Genomic DNA, 15827 nt, shown 5'->3' with positions numbered 1-15827 from the left:
TTGCATGTCTTTTGTCAACAGGGGAGGCGCAGGGGTAATTGCTCCATCTTGTCGATGGAGTGATGTCTGCCATAGGATTGGGTGGGTCAGGCTGGGTGAGCCATTCGGATGGCGACGGTCTATCAGTCTTGCATTCGCGGATCGGAACCGCATGAACGTGCTACGTCGCAGGCCTTTCTCTTTACTCCCTCGCGGGCGTCGGCAGATCCTGCCCAAAGGGCGAAGCGAGAGTTGCCTTAACCGCAGGTTTCACCCGGCCTGACCCGCAGCCCTAGCCGGAGCTGGGCTGCATCTCTTGCCCCAGGGCCCAAACGAACCCGGCGAGTTCGCGCGCGATGGCGGCAACAATGACGGTCGATTTCTTTCCTCGGGCCTGAAGCGATCGGTATCGCTTGCACAGCCGTTCTTGTGTTTTCCAGGCCAGATCGCGCACGCATTTTGGCTGGGTTTCGAGAACACGCGCCTTGTGCTGGGCAACTTTCGCCGGGAAGCGATAGGACCAGGCCGCCTCGATCAGCATCCTGCGAGCTTCACGGTTCCCGGTTTTGGTGATGCCGCCCCGGCGGATGGTGCCGCCGCTCGAGTATTCAGACGGCGTGAGCCCGAGATAGTTCATCAACTGGCGAGGTTTGTCGAACCGACTGATATCGCCGATGGTGGCCGCAAGCGTCGCCCCAGAGACCAAGTCGAGCCCTCGAAAGCAGCGGAGCGCATAGACAAACTCTCCGAGCGACCAGTCTGGCACCAATTCTTCGATCCGCTTGACCATGTTGTCGCGCCGTTCAACAGCGGTCCAAACCGTTTGGACATAGTCCTGGAACACAATTTGCTGCGCCGGTTCGTCAAAGCTCTGGGTCCCAAGCCACCGGCTATGGATTTTTGTCCAGGGTTTGCGATTGGGAGGATAGGTCCGGCCGTGCCGCAACAGAAACGAAGAAAGCTGATGGCGGGCTGTTGTCACCTGTCGCACAGCGTCCATTCTCGCCCGGATCAGATCACGCATGGCTTCATGTCGGCCGTCTGGAACCCATACCGGCGTCAGTTCGCCCGCCCGATGCAAGACGGCCAATCGCTGTGCATCCCGCCGATCCGTTTTGACCTTGTCCCCAGGCGCCACCGCGATCTTGGTCGGGGCGACGACGCTGCATTCATGCCCCGCCCCTGTGAGTTGCCGATAGATACCGTAACCACAGGGTCCAGCTTCATAGCAAAAATCCAGCGCACGACCGCGTTCTGACAATCGTCGCATCAGGCTTTCCACGGCGACCGGTGTGTTTTCAATGTCCCCAAGAAAGCGCACCTCGCCAGTGCGCCCATCTTCGGCCAATCCAACTGAGACGTTGCGTTTGTGAACGTCCAAGCCAACAAATAGTCTCTGCTCCATTCCTCACCCTTTTCATTTTGCTGCCAAATTCGATGACATCAGCATAGTTCGGGGTCGAGCGAAGCAGACTCCTTCATCTCGTTCAGCGCATTAAGGGTATGCGGCCGGATCCGCCGGATCCGGATCCAGTCCCGGCAGCTTGGGGTTCGGACAAGCCGAACGCCGCTTCGCTGCATCAGGGGGAAGACGCCGCCTTCCCCCTCGGGCAACCCCATTAGACAGCACCGTGTCCTCGGCTACGCCTGCGGGCCGCACCACTGATGTCGAATGGCATTGCCTCGCCCCCATCCGCGTTCGCCACGTGGCAGATTTCCGAGACGAGGCCCTAACGGGCTCCGCTCAGAAATCACCAACAACGGTTGGGCGGCAGCGGATGACAAAAGACATACGTACTCCCTTCTGCCTTAGCTTACCGCGCGTTTCAGCACCGGCAGGTTACCCAGCAGCAGCACGTCAAAAGCCAGCACCGCCAGCAGCGCCAGACCGGTGAGCGGGAAGGCCAGCGAGACGAGAACGGCGATCAGGGCAGCCCCTTTCCAGAACGGCATTTCCGCCGGTTCCGGCGGCGCGGCCAAACGGGCGCCCTTGGGGCGGCGTTTGACCCACATCACCAGGCCGGAGACGCAGACAAAGATGACGGAAAGGCAGAACACCACGTTCAGAAGGAAGCTCCAGGTGCCCATCAGACCCATGTGGAAGGGGATGCTGACGGCCATTGCCTTGCCGGCCCAGGAATAGTCCTGGTATTTCACATCCGCCAGAATCTTGCCGCTGTACTGGTCCACATGCACGGTGCGGTCGATAAAGGGGCTGTCGCCGTCGCCGCTCATGCTGTCGCGGTTGAGGGTCCAGACGCCTGTGTCGCCGCCGGGGTAGGCGAGACGAAAACGGCCCTCCATGCCCAAGCGCCGGCCCAGGGCAATCAGGCTGGAGGCATCCACGTCTGCGCCCTCTGCCACGCCGGTGATCCCGGTGTCCGAGCCAGAGGCAGGCATCGGGGTCTGTTCCAGCGCCCAGGGCACGTCGTTGGTATGCCCGTGGTTCATGCTGGCGTGGATGTCGTCCGACAGGGGCACGTTGTCCCATTTTGCTGCCGGAAAGGTGCTCCAGGCCTGCATCATCTGGCCGCCCCAGATGCCGGTCCACGAAAGACCAGAGAGCAGAAAGATCACCAGGATGGCCGACATCCAGAAGCCGGTCACCGCATGCAGGTTCTTCCACAGGGCCCGGCCGCGCGCGCGGAAATTCGGGATCAAGGCGCTGGCCGCATTGCCGCGCGGCCACCACAGGTAAAGCCCGGTCAGCACCAGCACGATGCCAAGGCCCGCGGCAATCTCGATCAGCCGATCGCCGGTGTCGCCGATCAAGAGGGTGGAATGGATGTTGTCGGCCAGATCGTACCAGCCGGCGCGGCGATCCCAGACCTTGATGACTTCGCCGGTGTATTGGTCGATGGCGACCAGACGCTGGCCGCCCTCCGTTTTCACCCGGAACACGGCGGCCAGATCCGGCGCCTTGGGGCCGATCCATTCGGCGATGGTGCCGGGCTGGGCTGCCAGAACGGCGGCCTCCTGCGCGGGGATGCTCAGTTCGGCTGCAGCCTGGGTCACGGCGATTTTTTCACCGTCGCGACCGTCAAACTGGGTGATGAACATCATCATCAGGCCGGTCACTGCCAGCATGATCAGAAAAGGGATCACAAAGAGGCCGGCGTAAAAGTGCCAGCGCCATACGGCGAAGTAGAATTTCTCGGAAAGCGGGCGCGACTGGCCCGCGGATTGCGGTTGGCTGGTTGCCATTGGGTCTCTCCATATCGGAACAGGGCCGGGCGCGCGGGGCGCCGGCGAAAATGTCAGGTGTGTTCAGAACGTCAGGAGAGCGCGGGCGGGCCGCGTGCATCATAGCGCCAGTGAAAGCCGGCGGTGCGATGGGTAAAGGCTTCACGCGACCAGCGATCGCTGAGAGGCAGGTTGAGATCCAGATCAATCAGGCTGTCCGGCAGCAGCGCAACCGCGCCAAGGGCCGCAAACGGGCAGCTGCGGTCCTCCATCTGCTCAGCCGGGGTATGCGTGTCATCGCCGCCCAGATCAACCCAGGTTTCCACCGGGCCGCTGCCGGTGCAGATCACCAGGAGCACCTTGCCGTCCTGCACCGGGGCTGGCATCCAGCCGGATGGGATCAGCCCGGCCACAGCCAGGGCGATCACAACCAGCAGAGAGGGCAGGCGGCGCAGCATAATGATTACAGCCCGGCGATGATCGACCGCAGGGTGGCGATACCGTCGCCCTTCTCGGACGAGGTCAGCACGATTTCGGGATAGGCGGCGGGGTGTTTGGCCAGCGCGCCCTTTACCTGCTCCAGTACCTGGGCACGGTCCTTTTCCTTGACCTTGTCGGCCTTGGTCAGGACGCATTGGAACGTCACGGCGGAGCTGTCCAGCAGCTTCATGATCTCTGCATCCACGGCCTTCACGCCATGGCGGCTGTCGATCAGCACAAAGGCGCGGCGCAGGTTCTGGCGGCCTGACAGGTAGCGTTTCAGCAGTTTCTGCCACTGTTCCACCACCTTGAGCGGTGCATTGGCATAGCCATAGCCCGGCAGGTCGACCAGATACAGCTCGGGGCCTTGGGTGAAAAAGTTGATTTCCTGGGTGCGGCCCGGCGTGTTGGAGGCGCGCGCGATGCCCTTGGTGCCGGTCAGCGCGTTGATCAGGCTCGACTTGCCGACGTTGGAGCGGCCGGCAAAGCAAACCTCCAGCCGGTCGGCGTCTGGCAGGCCGTTCATCGCGACCACACCTTTCAGGAATTCCGTCTCGCAGGCAAACAGCTTGCGGCCCTTTTCGGCAGAGAGATCGTCCGGCGTTTCGGTCAGGGAAAATTGCATTTGCATCACAGCACCTTTACCGCGTCGCCCAGGCGGATTTCACCGCTGCGCACCACTTCGGCGTAAACCGAGAAATCCTGGTGGCCCCAAGTGTCCTTGAGGGTCTTAAGCGTATCGGCGTCGCGTTCGCCGGTTTCGGGGTTGGCGGTGGTTGCCAGGCAGCGCACCACCCGTTCGCGCACCGCAAAGACGGCGGCACCGATCTGAACCTTGCGGCCCAGCCAGGTGTTCTCGGCCCAGGGTTCATCCAGATCAAACCAGATGTTGCCGCGCCAGCGCAGGGGCGAAAGAGAGTGGCCGATTGCCTGTTCCACCGCGCGGTGAGAAGCCAGGTTGCATAGGGTGACCGAGGGAAAGTCGGTATCGGTCATGCCGCGGCCGGGCACCCGGACAATATGGGACGACGCGGCACGGTTTTCCGGCAGCAGCGGCTTTCCCCAATCGAGGAAGCGCTGCAGGTCCGCCGGGTTTTCCGGGTCAAACGTCAGATCCGGCTGCGCGGGGTGGCGCAGTGTCAGCTGACCGCTGGCATCGTCCAGAGCGGCGTTGATGGCCATCAGCCCCGGCGCCTTGGAACCGCGGGTGAAATTCTGGCAGGGCACCCATTGGGAACCGTCTGCCGTGGAGGTCTCATGCGCAACCGCCCAAACACGGTCGCCGGGCATGGTCTGCCCGGCGATCATGGTGACGCTGTCCAGTGCCTCCCGCCCATGAGATTTGAGCGGGTGGCGCCAGATGTCTGTGACCTCTGCGGTCATTCGTTCTCGGCCTTCGGCTTCTTTTTGAAGCTCGACTTGATATTGCCGAACACGTCCGGCTTGTAGCCGTGGCTGCGCATGATCAGATACTGCTGGCTGAAGGTGATCGTGTTGTTGGCAATCCAGTAGACCACCAGGCCGGAGGCAAAGCCGCCGAGCATGAACATGAACACCCAGGGCATCCAGGCAAAGATCATCTGCTGGGTCGGGTCGGTGGGTGCCGGGTTCAGCTTTTGCTGCAGCCACATCGAGATGCCGAGCAGGATCGGCAGGATGCCGATGAAGACCAGCGCCAGGATGCTTTCCGGAGCCGGGGAGGCAAAGGGCAGCAGGCCGAAGAGGTTCATGATCGACGTCGGGTCCGGCGCGCTGAGGTCCTGGAACGGTCCGAAGAATGGCGCGTGGCGCAGTTCCAGGGTGACAAAGATCACCTTGTAGAGCGAGAAGAAGATCGGAATCTGGATCAGGATCGGCAGACAGCCCGCAGCGGGGTTCACCTTTTCCTTCTTGTAGAGTTCCATCATCTCCTTTTGCATCTTCTGGCGGTCGTCGCCGGCGCGTTCCTTGAGCTTCTCCATTTCCGGCTGAAGCTCTTTCATCTTGGCCATGGAGGCATAGGATTTATAGGCCAGCGGGAACACCAGGATCTTGATCACCACGGTCAGGCCGATGATCGCCCAGCCCATGTTGCCGATCAGGACGTTCAGATTGTGCAGAAGCCAGAACATCGGCTTGGTCAGGAAGAAGAACCAGCCCCAGTCGATCACGTCCAGGAAGCCCTCGATGCCTGCCTTCTCGTAGCCGCGGATGGCTTCCCATTCCTTGGCGCCGGCAAACAGTTGGGTGGTGACTTCAGACGTCTGTCCTTCTGCGACCGTCACGGTCGGCAGCACGATGTCGGTCTGGTAGATGTCGCGGCGCTCGTCGAATTTGGCGATCGAGCGGAAGCTTTGGCCCGGGGCGGGCACCAGGATGGACATCCAGTAGTGGTCGGTGAAGCCTGTCCAGCCGTTGGCTTCGACCTGTTTGATGCTGGATTTCGAGCCGTCGCGGGGGTCGGCCTCAAAGTCGGCCATGTCGTCATAGTCGGTCTCGGCCAGTTCTCCGTCGGTCATGCCGGTGAGACCTTCGTGCAGAATGAAGAAATTCTTCAGGTCTGCAGGCTGGCCGTGGCGTGCCAGGGTGCCGTAGGGCGCCAGCGAAACGGTGCCGCCGGTGGCATTGGCGACCGATTGGGCGACCGAGAACATATAGTTCTCATCGACAGAGATGGTGCGCGAGAAGGTGAGACCCTTGCCGTTGTCCCAGCTGAGCGTCACCGGGCTGTCCGGGGTCAGGATGGCGTCTGACGGGGCGGACCAGATGGTATTGGCGCCAGGCACATCGCCCAAGGTCAGACCAGCGCCAGGTGCCCAGCCGTAAAGCGCGTAATAGGCGCCGGCTTCGCCCACGGGCTTCAGCAGTTTGACGATGGGAGAGTTTTCTTCCAGCGTCTCGCGGTAATCCTTCAGCGACAGATCGTCGATCCGGCCGCCCTGCAGCGAGATGCTGCCGGTGACGCGCGGGGTGTCGATGGCCAGACGCGGTGCTTGCGGGGCTGTGGCCTGTTCAGCGGCGGTGTCGGCCACCGCATCAGCGCCAGCCGCGCTGGGGGCGGCGGCGGTATCGCCTGCCGGAGCGGTTTCGCTGACCGCGGTTTCCGGAACCTGTTCCGGTTCCGGCGGCGGGAAAAAGGTGTACCAGCCCAGGATCACCAGAAAGCTGAGGACTGTTGCGAGAATAAGATTTTTGTTCTGATCGTCCATTTGGGACTGCCACCTCGTGTAGGGAAGGACACGAGGGGTTCAACAGAGCTGGGCCGCAAAGGTCAAGCAGAATCGCGGTGCACCGGTGCCTTGGACGGTCCCGGTGCGCAAGAAAATCAAAGGAATGAGCCTTTGGGGCGATTGTCAGGGCGTCTGGCGGCCTATTGCGGGCGCTTCCTGCAGCTTGGCTTCATGGGCGGCGATCCAGTCCAGTGTCTGGTCAAACGGCATCGGACGGCCGATGCCGAAGCCCTGCACATGGCCGCAGCCCAGCTGCGCCAGAAGCGCGTGTTCACCTGCGGTTTCCACCCCTTCGGCCAGAGTGTGGAGATCCAGCCGCTCAGCCATGGTCAGAATGGCAGAAATCAGTTTCTGCTGTTCGGGGTCCTGATCTGCCTTCATCACAAAGCTGCGGTCGATCTTGATGCGGGAGATGTTGAAGCGACGCACCGCAGAGATCGAGGCATGGCCGGTGCCAAAGTCATCCAGGTCAATCGGGCAGCCCAGTTCGCTGAGGGCAAGGATGTTGCGGGTGACCACATCATCGGGTTGATCCGTCATCACGGTTTCCAGGATTTCCACGCACAGGCGGTCGGCAGGCAGGCCGAAACGCTCCAGTTCCCATTTGACACGGCCGGCAAGACCCGGGTTGCGCAGTTCCTGGGTGGCGAAGTTGACACCGACGCAAGGCACCTGCACCCCGGCCTCGTCCCAGGCCCTGATGGCAACCAGTGCATTATAAAGCATGACCTGGCTCAGCCGGTCCATCAGCCCGGCTTCTTCAAGCGCCGGCAGGAAAGTCGAGGGCGGGATCAGACCCTGCACCGGGTGCAGCCAGCGGGCCAGTGCCTCAAACCCGGAAACACGGCCAGTATCCGTGCAGATCTGGGGCTGGAACCAGGCCTGGATCTGGCCGGTTTCCAATGCGGCGGCGGCTTCCTCGCGCAGGTTGCTGCGGGTGCCTGGACTGTTTGGCATATCGGCAGAGAAGGCGCGGATGCCGCCGGGCCCGTTGCTTTGGGCCTCTGACAAGGCGGTGATTGCGGCCTTGTTCCATTCGGCGCTGGAGCCTGCCGGTGCGCGGCTGTGCTGGCAAAAGCCAATCGAGGAGGTCATGTAGAGGCTGGTTCCGTCCAGCGCCACAGGTTCTTCGGTGGCGGATTGCATCCGCCCGGCCAGTTGAATGCACAGCTCCAGATCCAATTGCAGTGTTGGCGCCAGGCAAACGGCAAACCGGCTGTCGCCGATACGGGCGATGATGTCATTCTGGCGCAGCGCCGACACGATCTGGGCGCCGCAATGCTGCATGACGCGGTCGCCGGCCTCCTGCCCGTGGCGGTTGGTCATTTCTTTGTATTCGTCAAGCTCCACGATGAAAATGGCAGAGCGCAGGTCGGTGTCGGTGCATTCCTCGCAGATTTTGGCAGCGGCACGTTCAAACCCGTCGCGCAGGATCATGCCGGTCACACTGTCACGCTGGGCATTGCTGTCGCGCATGCTGAAGCCGCCGGCTGCTGCGAACAGAACCGGCAGGCCCAGTGCGACGGCCACCAGCGCGGCTTCGCCGCCGAGCCAGAAGGTTGCGAGGGTCAGCGCGGGCAGGAAGGCGAGCAAAGACGGACCCGCAATCGCGGGGGGAAGGGTTTGCCTGACGCGTGCCAAAAAGCCTGAACCCGTATTCATCATTCCCAGACCTTTCGTCTGCAGCCAGTCATTCTGGTTCTGAGACTAAAGCGCTGATATAACCCGGGAGTTAACGCAGGTTGGGAATTTCCGGATTTTCTTCGGTGGATCCACCCTTCTTCAGGTCCAATCCTGCAAAATCGAACAGTTTCGGGTCCAGAAGATGCGAGGGCCGCGCATTCATCAGTGCTCGGAACATCACCTGGCGGCGGCCCGGCGAATTTGATTCCCACTGGTCCAGGATCTGTTTCACCTGCTGGCGCTGCAGCCCGTCCTGACTGCCGCAGAGATCGCAGGGAATGATCGGATAGTTCATCGAGCGCGCGAATTTCTCGCAGTCGGCCTCAGCCACATGGGCCAGCGGGCGGAACACGAACAGGTCGCCTTCCTCATTGACCAGTTTGGGCGGCATGGTCGCCAGGCGGCCGCCGTGGAACAGGTTCATGAAGAAGGTTTCCAGAATGTCGTCGCGGTGGTGGCCCAGCACCACGGCCGAGCAGCCTTCCTCGCGGGCAATGCGATAGAGGTTGCCGCGGCGCAGGCGCGAACACAGCGCGCAATAGGTGCGCCCCTGCGGCACCTTGTCGACAACAATGGAATAGGTGTCCTGATATTCGATCCAGTGCGGCACGCCCATTTTCTCGAGGAATTCAGGCAGCACCGTGGCCGGGAAGCCGGGCTGGCCCTGATCCAGATTGCAGGCCAGCAGGTCCACCGGCAGCAGCCCGCGCCACTTCAGTTCATAAAGAACCGCCAGCAGGGTATAGCTGTCCTTGCCGCCGGACAGGCAGACCAGCCATTTCGGCGTGCTGCCGTCTTGGCGGCGCTCCACCATGCCGTATTGGTCGATTGCTTCGCGGGCATAGCGCACGATGCGTTTCCTGAGCTTCTTGAACTCAGTGGTCGAGGGGGCGCCGGCAAACAGCGGGTGGATTTCGTCCAGATCATCATCAAGCATGGCCGCGCCCTAGCCGAGGCGGGGCGTTTTGCCAAGGAAAAAAGGCGTGGAGGGGGTCAGTCCTTGCGCTCTGGTACCGGGTCATAGCCGTCTCCACCAAAGGGGTGGCAGCGCCCGATGCGGCGGGCGGTCAGCCAGGCGCCTCTGATGGCGCCGTGTTTCTCCAGCGCTTCCAAGGCATAGGCCGAACAGGTGGGCTGGTAGCGGCAGTTGAAGCCGACCCATGGGCTGAACAGCAGCCGGTAGGCGCGCACAGGCAGGGCAAAGAGACGGGCCAGCGGGGTCATGGCGGATAGATAGGGGCAGGGCGCCGCTGTGGCAATGCAGCAGGCTGCGGGGATTGCTACTGGCCGTGGATTTTCTTCAGCGCATAGATCAGGTCGCGCTTCAGCTCCTCGAGCGGGCGCTGGGCGGTTTCTATGGCGCGGCCGATCAGCACGTAATCCCAGCCGGGGCGGCCATGGAGGGGCAGAATCATCCGCGCGGCCTCGCGCAGGCGGCGTTTGGCACGATTGCGGGCCACCGCGTTGCCGACTTTCTTGGAGCAGGTGAAGCCGATGCGGATACCACCGCTGTCGCGGCGGTCCAGGCCCTGAACCATCATGCCTTTTGTGCCCTGCTTGCGGGCAGGGGGGCGGGCACAGGCGAGGAAATCACGGCGCTTGGCCATGATGTCCATCTTTTGAGACTCAGGCGCACAAACGGACACCGCCGGAGGCGTGTCCCCTCGGGCAGCGTTGCCGTCCTTGGGGGCCTCCGGCGGTGTCATGTCCGTCGATGCCGGAACTAAGCTTATGCGCTCAGTTCTTTACGACCGCGGGCGCGGCGTGCATTCAGGATCTTGCGGCCTGCCTTGGTGGCCATGCGCGCACGGAAGCCGTGGCGACGTTTGCGAACCAGGTTCGAAGGCTGATAGGTGCGTTTCATCGCTCCGGTCTCCAAATTATCATCGGGTGTGCGGAATCGCCCGCCCGGGGTCTATCTCGAAGCCCGGTCTTTAGGAGGGAATGACGGGTAAGTCAAACCCCGCAAGCCGCCTTTTCCGGGCAATATGCAACATTTCTGCCGAAAACTGCCCCGGGCGGCCTGCCCGGACGCGGCGGCTGTAACATGCACCGGATGATTCTGCCATAAAGCTCACGGAAACCGGTATTGTGATCAAGCGGCTGTGAAACGGGGCTGGCTGCCCTCGCCGCAGGCCCAAATTAGACGTAGCAACAATGGGCATCGATAGAGACGGACTTATGAGTGACATGACAGAAACCCCGAAACCCGGTTCGCAGCCCGGAACGGAGACGGCCAGTTCCAAGACTGCCAGTTCGAAATCGGGTGCCGTACGCCACCTGCCGCTGATTGCAGTGGTGGCCGTTGCCTTGATTGGCGCCATTGTGCTGAAGGATTATCTGACCTTTGACACGCTGCGCGACAACCGCGAGGCGCTGATGGCGTTCCGGGATCAGAACTATCTGGGGCTCGTGGCGCTGTTCATGGGGATCTATGTCGTGATCGTGGTGTTCTCGCTGCCTGGCGCTGCGGTGGCTTCGGTGACGGGCGGGTTTCTGTTTGGTCTTGTTTCCGGCACGGCTTTCAATGTGGTGTCCGCCACCATCGGAGCCGCGGGGATTTTCCTGGCGGCGCGCATGGGGCTGGGGGCGATGCTGACGGCGCGGATGGAATCTGCCGGGGGCCGGGTGCAGATGCTGAAGAATGCGCTGCGCCAGAATGAAATAGAGGTCCTGCTGCTGTTGCGGCTGGTGCCGGCGGTGCCGTTTTTCGTGGCCAATCTGCTGCCGGCGCTGGTTGGTGTGAAACTCGGCAACTTCCTGTGGACTACCGCAGCGGGGATCATTCCGGGCGCCATTGTGTTTACCTGGATAGGCGTGGGTCTGGGCGAAGTGTTTGACCGGGGCGAAGACCCGGATCTGAGCCTGTTATGGGAGCCGCATGTGATCGGGCCGATCCTGGGCCTGTGCATTCTGGCGGCAATGCCGATCATCGTGAAATCCGTTCGCAGCAAAAAGAAAGGCGTCTGAGCATGAGCAGCATTACCTGTGATCTTTTGGTGATTGGAGCCGGGTCGGGGGGGCTGTCGGTGGCCGCCGGAGCCAGTCAGATGGGGGCGGATGTTGTCCTGCTGGAAGGGCATAAAATGGGCGGCGACTGCCTGAACTACGGCTGTGTGCCCTCCAAAGCGCTGCTGGCCAGCGGCAAGGCCGCCCATATGCAGGCGCATACCCAGGGTTTTGGGGTGGCGGATCAGGTGCCGCAGGCGGATTATGCGGCCGCCAAGGATCATGTGCAGGCAGTCATCGATACCATTGCGCCGGTGGACAGCCAGGAACGGTTCGAAGGCTTTGGCGTGCGGGTGATCCGGGAATACGGGCATTTCGTCTCGCCCACCGAGGTCGCGGCCGGTCCGCACCGCATCACGGCGCGGCGGGTGGTGATTGCCACCGGCTCCTCGCCGCTGGTGCCGCCGATCCCGGGGCTGGACACAGTGCCGTATGAAACCAACGAAACCCTGTTCGAGCTGCGCGAAAAGCCAGAGCATCTGCTGATCATCGGCGGCGGCCCCATCGGCATGGAGATGGCGCAGGCGCATGTGCGTCTGGGCAGCAAGGTGACCGTGATCGAAGGGATGAAGGCGCTGGGCAAGGATGATCCAGAGGCCGCTGCTTTGGTGCTGGATCATTTGCGCGAAGACGGTGTTGAGATCGCCGAAGGCGCCATGGTCTCCCGCATTGGCGGGCAGGCAGGCGCCATTGAGGTCGAAACCCGTGACGGAAGCAGGTTCCACGGCACGCATCTGCTGATGGCGGTGGGGCGCAAGGCCAATATGGACCGGTTGAACCTGGCCGCCGCCGGGATTGAAACCCAGGGCAATGGCATCAAGGTGGATGAGAGCCTGCTGACCAGCAACAAAAAAGTATACGCCATCGGCGATGTGGCCGGCGGGCTGCAGTTCACCCATGTGGCGGGGTATCACGCGGGCATCATAATCCGATCCGCGCTGTTCGGCCTGCCGTCCAAAGCCAGGACCAGCCATATCCCCTGGGCGACCTATACCGATCCGGAACTGGCACAGGTGGGGCTGACAGAAGCGCAGGCACGTGACATTTACGGCGTCAAGCTGGAGGTGGCGCGATTTGATTTCCATCACAACGACCGTGCCATTGCCGAGCGCAAGACCAGAGGCTTCATCAAAGTCATGGTTTTCAAGGGCCGCCCTGTTGGCGTGACGATTGCCGGCCATCAGGCGGGAGAGCTGATCGGCCTGTGGTCGATGGCCATCGCCAACCGGCTGAAAATGGGGCAGATTGCGGCAATGGTTGCGCCTTACCCCAGCATCGGCGAAATTAACAAGCGGGCGGCGGGCGCTTATTTTTCCCCGCGGCTGTTCGACAGTGGTTTTGTTAAACGCGCAGTGCGCTTTGTTCAGCGCTGGATTTCATGAATTGAAGGCGGCCTAATGCTCAATACGCTCTCGGGCAGATTCCTGATCCTGACCACGGTCTTCGTGATGCTGGCCGAGGTGCTGATCTTTGTGCCGTCGATTGCGCGGTTCCGTGAAGATTATCTGGCGGACCGGCTCGAGCGGGCGCAGATTGCCTCTCTGGCGCTGCTGGCAGACGACATGCTGGAGACCGAGCTGGAAGCGGAGCTGCTGGAAAATGCGGGGGTCTACAATGTGGTGCTGCGCCGCGACGAGATCCGTCAGCTGATGCTGGCCTCGCCCATACCACAGCAGATCACCGCCACCTACGACCTGCGCATGGCCGGCGCCATGATGCTGATCATGGATGCCATGGCCCGGCTGGTGCGGCCGGAGAATGAAATTATCCGGGTCATCGGTGCGCCGGTGCGCGAGGCGGGGTTGCTGATCGAGGTGACAATAGAGACCGCGCCCTTGCGGGCCGCCATGATCGACTACGGGGTGCGGATCCTGATCCTGTCGGCGGTGATTTCGGTCTTTACGGCGGTGCTGCTGTTCATTGCGGTGCGCATCGTGCTGGTGAAGCCGATCAAGGGTGTGGCCGGCTATATGCAGCGCTACGCGGCGGCCCCGGAGGACGGGCGTGGCATCATCCAGCCCAGCTCCAGCGTGGTAGAACTGCGCGAGGCGGAAGAGGCGCTGATGCAGTTGCAGACCGAACTGACCCAGGCGCTGAAGCAGCGGGAGCGGCTGGCGCAGCTGGGCGGTGCGGTGGCCAAGGTCAGCCATGATCTGCGCAATATTTTGACCTCGGCCCAGCTGTTCACCGATCGCATCGAGATGAGCGAAGACCCGCTGGTGCGCCGGTTGGCACCAAAGCTGGTGAATTCGATCACCCGCGCGGTGTCACTGTGCGAAGGCACCCTGGCTTTCGGCAAGGCAGAGGAGCCGTCGCCCACATTTGGTGTGATCTGCCTGCATGAGATCGCAGCCGATATTGCCGAAAGCGAATTGCTGGCCGCGGACAGCGATTTGGTAAAGATCATCAACGCGGTGCCCAAGCCGATGATGCTGCGCGCCGATCCGGAGCAGCTGTTTCGCATCGTGCTGAACCTGGTGCGCAATGCTCGCCAGGCGATTGCCGCCACTGCCAGGCCAGGGCAGGTCACGGTGGATGCGCAGGAAGAAGCTGATGCCTGGTACATCACAGTCGCCGACACCGGGCCGGGCCTGCCGCAAAAGGCACAGGACAATCTGTTCACCCCGTTTCAGGGCGGCATCCGCAAGGGCGGCACGGGGCTGGGGCTGGCGATTGCTGGCGAGCTGGCCCGCGGCCATGGTGGAAGTGTGACGTTGAAGGAAACCGGCGCCCAGGGCACCGTGTTCGAGATCCGCCTGCCCAAGGGCGACGGCGCGCTGTAGCCGGCATCGGCGGCTGTTGCGCCGGAAAGCGACAGCGGCGCGGCACTATTTTTGTTTTTGGGGTTGCGACTCCCCAGCGGTATAAGTAAACCCCGCCGCAGTGGACCGATAGCTCAGCTGGATAGAGTACTTGACTACGAATCAAGGGGTCGGGGGTTCGAATCCTCCTCGGTCCGCCACTACCCTACTGTCGGGCGACACATAGTTTTGCCATTTTCGACAGAACCTTTCCTTTTTCGTGTCTCCAACATCCCCGCTCGCGCCTCCTGTTCCGCCAGTGGCGAAGCCTTCCCTGATTTTCACTTCGGAAGACCTCGTGTCTTCCGGATGGCAGGCGGACCAATCAAACGGAAAATGCCGGGGCAGGGTGGAGCGGGCGCAGCCCGTCGATGCCCTGCCACGACTCCTGGGATATGCAATCCGCGCGCCCCGCGCGGATTTCTACTGTCTCTTGCTGAAGGCGCAGTTACCCATTTGCCAGACAGTTAGGTGTTTGATCCCATGGTTTGATGGTGCGATCTGTTCTTTGGAATGGAAGGAAGCACTATGGGACAAGTTCGTCACGGGAGCGCCACGACCACGCACGCTGTCAGAGCAGCAATACAGCGATCGCAAGCTTCGATCGCGGCGCTGAGCAAGGAACTCGGGATCAACCCGAAGACTGTTGCCAAGTGGCGAAAGCGCGAGACCGTTGAGGATCGCAAAACAGGGCCGAAAGAGCCTCGCTCAACCATTCTCAGTCAAGCCGAGGAGGCCATGATCGTCGCATTTCGGCGGCATACGCTACTGCCGTTGGATGATTGCCTCTATGCGCTCCAGCCCTCGATCCCGCATCTGACGCGGTCAGCGCTGCATCGGTGCCTTCAGCGGCATGGCATCTCGCGCTTGCCGGATGTCGGGGGCGACAAGCCTAAGCGGCAGAGGTTCAAGCGCTACCCCATCGGCTTTTTTCATATCGATATTGCCGAGGTGCAGACTGCGGAGGGCAAGCTGTATCTTTTCGTTGGCATTGACCGGACCAGCAAGTTTGCAGTCACCCACCTCGTCGACAAGGCAGATCGCAAGACCGCCTGGGAATTCCTCGAACATTTGCTCAAGGCGGTCCCTTATCGCATCCATACGATCCTGACCGATAACGGTATCCAGTTCGCCGAACAGCCACGAAACCGGAACAGAGTATACTCCCGGCAGATGCGCTTCGACATGATCTGTGAGGCCAACGGGATCGAGCATCGCCTGACCAAACCGAACCATCCGTGGACCAATGGCCAAGTCGAGCGGATGAACCGCACGATCAAAGAGGCGACAGTGAAGCGATACCACTACGAAAGCCACGATCAGTTACGAACACATCTCGGCGACTTCATGGCTGCCTACAACTTTGCCCGCAGACTCAAAACTCTCAGCGGCCTCACGCCCTACGAATACATCTGCAAAATCTGGACTTCAGAGCCAGATCGTTTCATCATCGATCCGATCCACCAGATGCCGGGACTGAACA

General features: G+C 61.7%; 15 protein-coding genes and 1 tRNA gene. 5 read left to right on the top strand and 11 right to left on the bottom strand.

Annotated features, from left to right (window positions below; translation table 11 throughout):
- Window positions 1-271: 271 nt before the first annotated feature.
- From ACP151_RS20355 to rpmH, 11 genes are all read right to left on the bottom strand, one after another.
- A complete protein-coding gene (locus tag ACP151_RS20355; RefSeq protein WP_424979226.1) occupies window positions 272-1384 on the bottom strand; it encodes an IS110 family transposase in 1113 nt (370 codons plus the stop codon).
- A gap of 404 nt (window positions 1385-1788) precedes the next feature.
- Window positions 1789-3183, bottom strand: a complete 1395-nt coding sequence (locus tag ACP151_RS20350; protein ID WP_424980673.1) for a PepSY-associated TM helix domain-containing protein — start codon at window positions 3181-3183, stop codon at window positions 1789-1791.
- Between the two features lie 71 nt (window positions 3184-3254).
- Window positions 3255-3620: a DUF2946 family protein gene (locus tag ACP151_RS20345; RefSeq protein ID WP_424980672.1), complete on the bottom strand. Its 366-nt coding sequence runs from the start codon at window positions 3618-3620 to the stop codon at window positions 3255-3257.
- 5 nt (window positions 3621-3625) lie between these two features.
- Window positions 3626-4273: a ribosome biogenesis GTP-binding protein YihA/YsxC gene (gene yihA / locus ACP151_RS20340; RefSeq protein ID WP_424980671.1), complete on the bottom strand. Its 648-nt coding sequence runs from the start codon at window positions 4271-4273 to the stop codon at window positions 3626-3628.
- A complete protein-coding gene (locus tag ACP151_RS20335) occupies window positions 4273-5025 on the bottom strand; it encodes an MOSC domain-containing protein (protein WP_424980670.1) in 753 nt (250 codons plus the stop codon). The genes yihA and ACP151_RS20335 overlap by 1 nt, the downstream gene beginning before the upstream one ends.
- Window positions 5022-6830, bottom strand: a complete 1809-nt coding sequence (gene yidC, locus ACP151_RS20330; RefSeq protein WP_424980669.1) for a membrane protein insertase YidC — start codon at window positions 6828-6830, stop codon at window positions 5022-5024. Before yidC ends, ACP151_RS20335 begins: the two co-directional genes overlap by 4 nt.
- Window positions 6831-6974: 144 nt before the next feature.
- Window positions 6975-8516 carry a putative bifunctional diguanylate cyclase/phosphodiesterase gene (locus ACP151_RS20325; protein ID WP_424980668.1) on the bottom strand — a complete coding sequence of 514 codons (1542 nt, stop codon included), beginning with the start codon at window positions 8514-8516 and terminating at the stop codon, window positions 6975-6977.
- Window positions 8517-8583: 67 nt separating this feature from the next.
- On the bottom strand, window positions 8584-9471 hold the full coding sequence (gene ttcA / locus ACP151_RS20320; protein WP_424980667.1) for a tRNA 2-thiocytidine(32) synthetase TtcA: 888 nt from the start codon (window positions 9469-9471) through the stop codon (window positions 8584-8586).
- A 56-nt stretch (window positions 9472-9527) separates the two neighbouring features.
- Complete coding sequence (yidD, locus tag ACP151_RS20315; RefSeq protein ID WP_424980666.1) at window positions 9528-9758, bottom strand: membrane protein insertion efficiency factor YidD; 231 nt, start codon at window positions 9756-9758, stop codon at window positions 9528-9530.
- A gap of 56 nt (window positions 9759-9814) precedes the next feature.
- Complete coding sequence (gene rnpA / locus ACP151_RS20310) at window positions 9815-10240, bottom strand: ribonuclease P protein component (RefSeq protein ID WP_424980665.1); 426 nt, start codon at window positions 10238-10240, stop codon at window positions 9815-9817.
- A 23-nt stretch (window positions 10241-10263) separates the two neighbouring features.
- Window positions 10264-10398, bottom strand: a complete 135-nt coding sequence (gene rpmH / locus ACP151_RS20305; protein WP_008554144.1) for a 50S ribosomal protein L34 — start codon at window positions 10396-10398, stop codon at window positions 10264-10266.
- A gap of 317 nt (window positions 10399-10715) precedes the next feature.
- Here rpmH and ACP151_RS20300 point away from each other — a divergent pair, with 317 nt between their 5' ends.
- The 5 genes from ACP151_RS20300 to ACP151_RS20280 all read left to right on the top strand — a co-directional run.
- The gene (locus ACP151_RS20300) at window positions 10716-11504 is read left to right on the top strand and encodes a TVP38/TMEM64 family protein (protein ID WP_424980664.1); all 789 of its coding nucleotides are present in this window, start codon (window positions 10716-10718) and stop codon (window positions 11502-11504) included.
- 2 nt (window positions 11505-11506) lie between these two features.
- Window positions 11507-12925: a dihydrolipoyl dehydrogenase family protein gene (locus ACP151_RS20295; RefSeq protein WP_424980663.1), complete on the top strand. Its 1419-nt coding sequence runs from the start codon at window positions 11507-11509 to the stop codon at window positions 12923-12925.
- A 15-nt stretch (window positions 12926-12940) separates the two neighbouring features.
- Window positions 12941-14326, top strand: a complete 1386-nt coding sequence (locus tag ACP151_RS20290) for a sensor histidine kinase (RefSeq protein ID WP_424980662.1) — start codon at window positions 12941-12943, stop codon at window positions 14324-14326.
- 102 nt (window positions 14327-14428) lie between these two features.
- A tRNA-Arg gene (locus tag ACP151_RS20285) sits at window positions 14429-14505 on the top strand.
- Window positions 14506-14872: 367 nt separating this feature from the next.
- On the top strand, window positions 14873-15827 hold a 955-nt coding region (locus tag ACP151_RS20280; RefSeq protein WP_424980202.1), incomplete at its 3' end, for an IS481 family transposase.

This window comes from Leisingera sp. S232 (assembly GCF_049800895.1).
GTDB lineage: Bacteria > Pseudomonadota > Alphaproteobacteria > Rhodobacterales > Rhodobacteraceae > Leisingera.
Note: the sequence above shows the minus strand (reverse complement) of the source record. Positions and strands in the feature narration are given on the sequence as shown.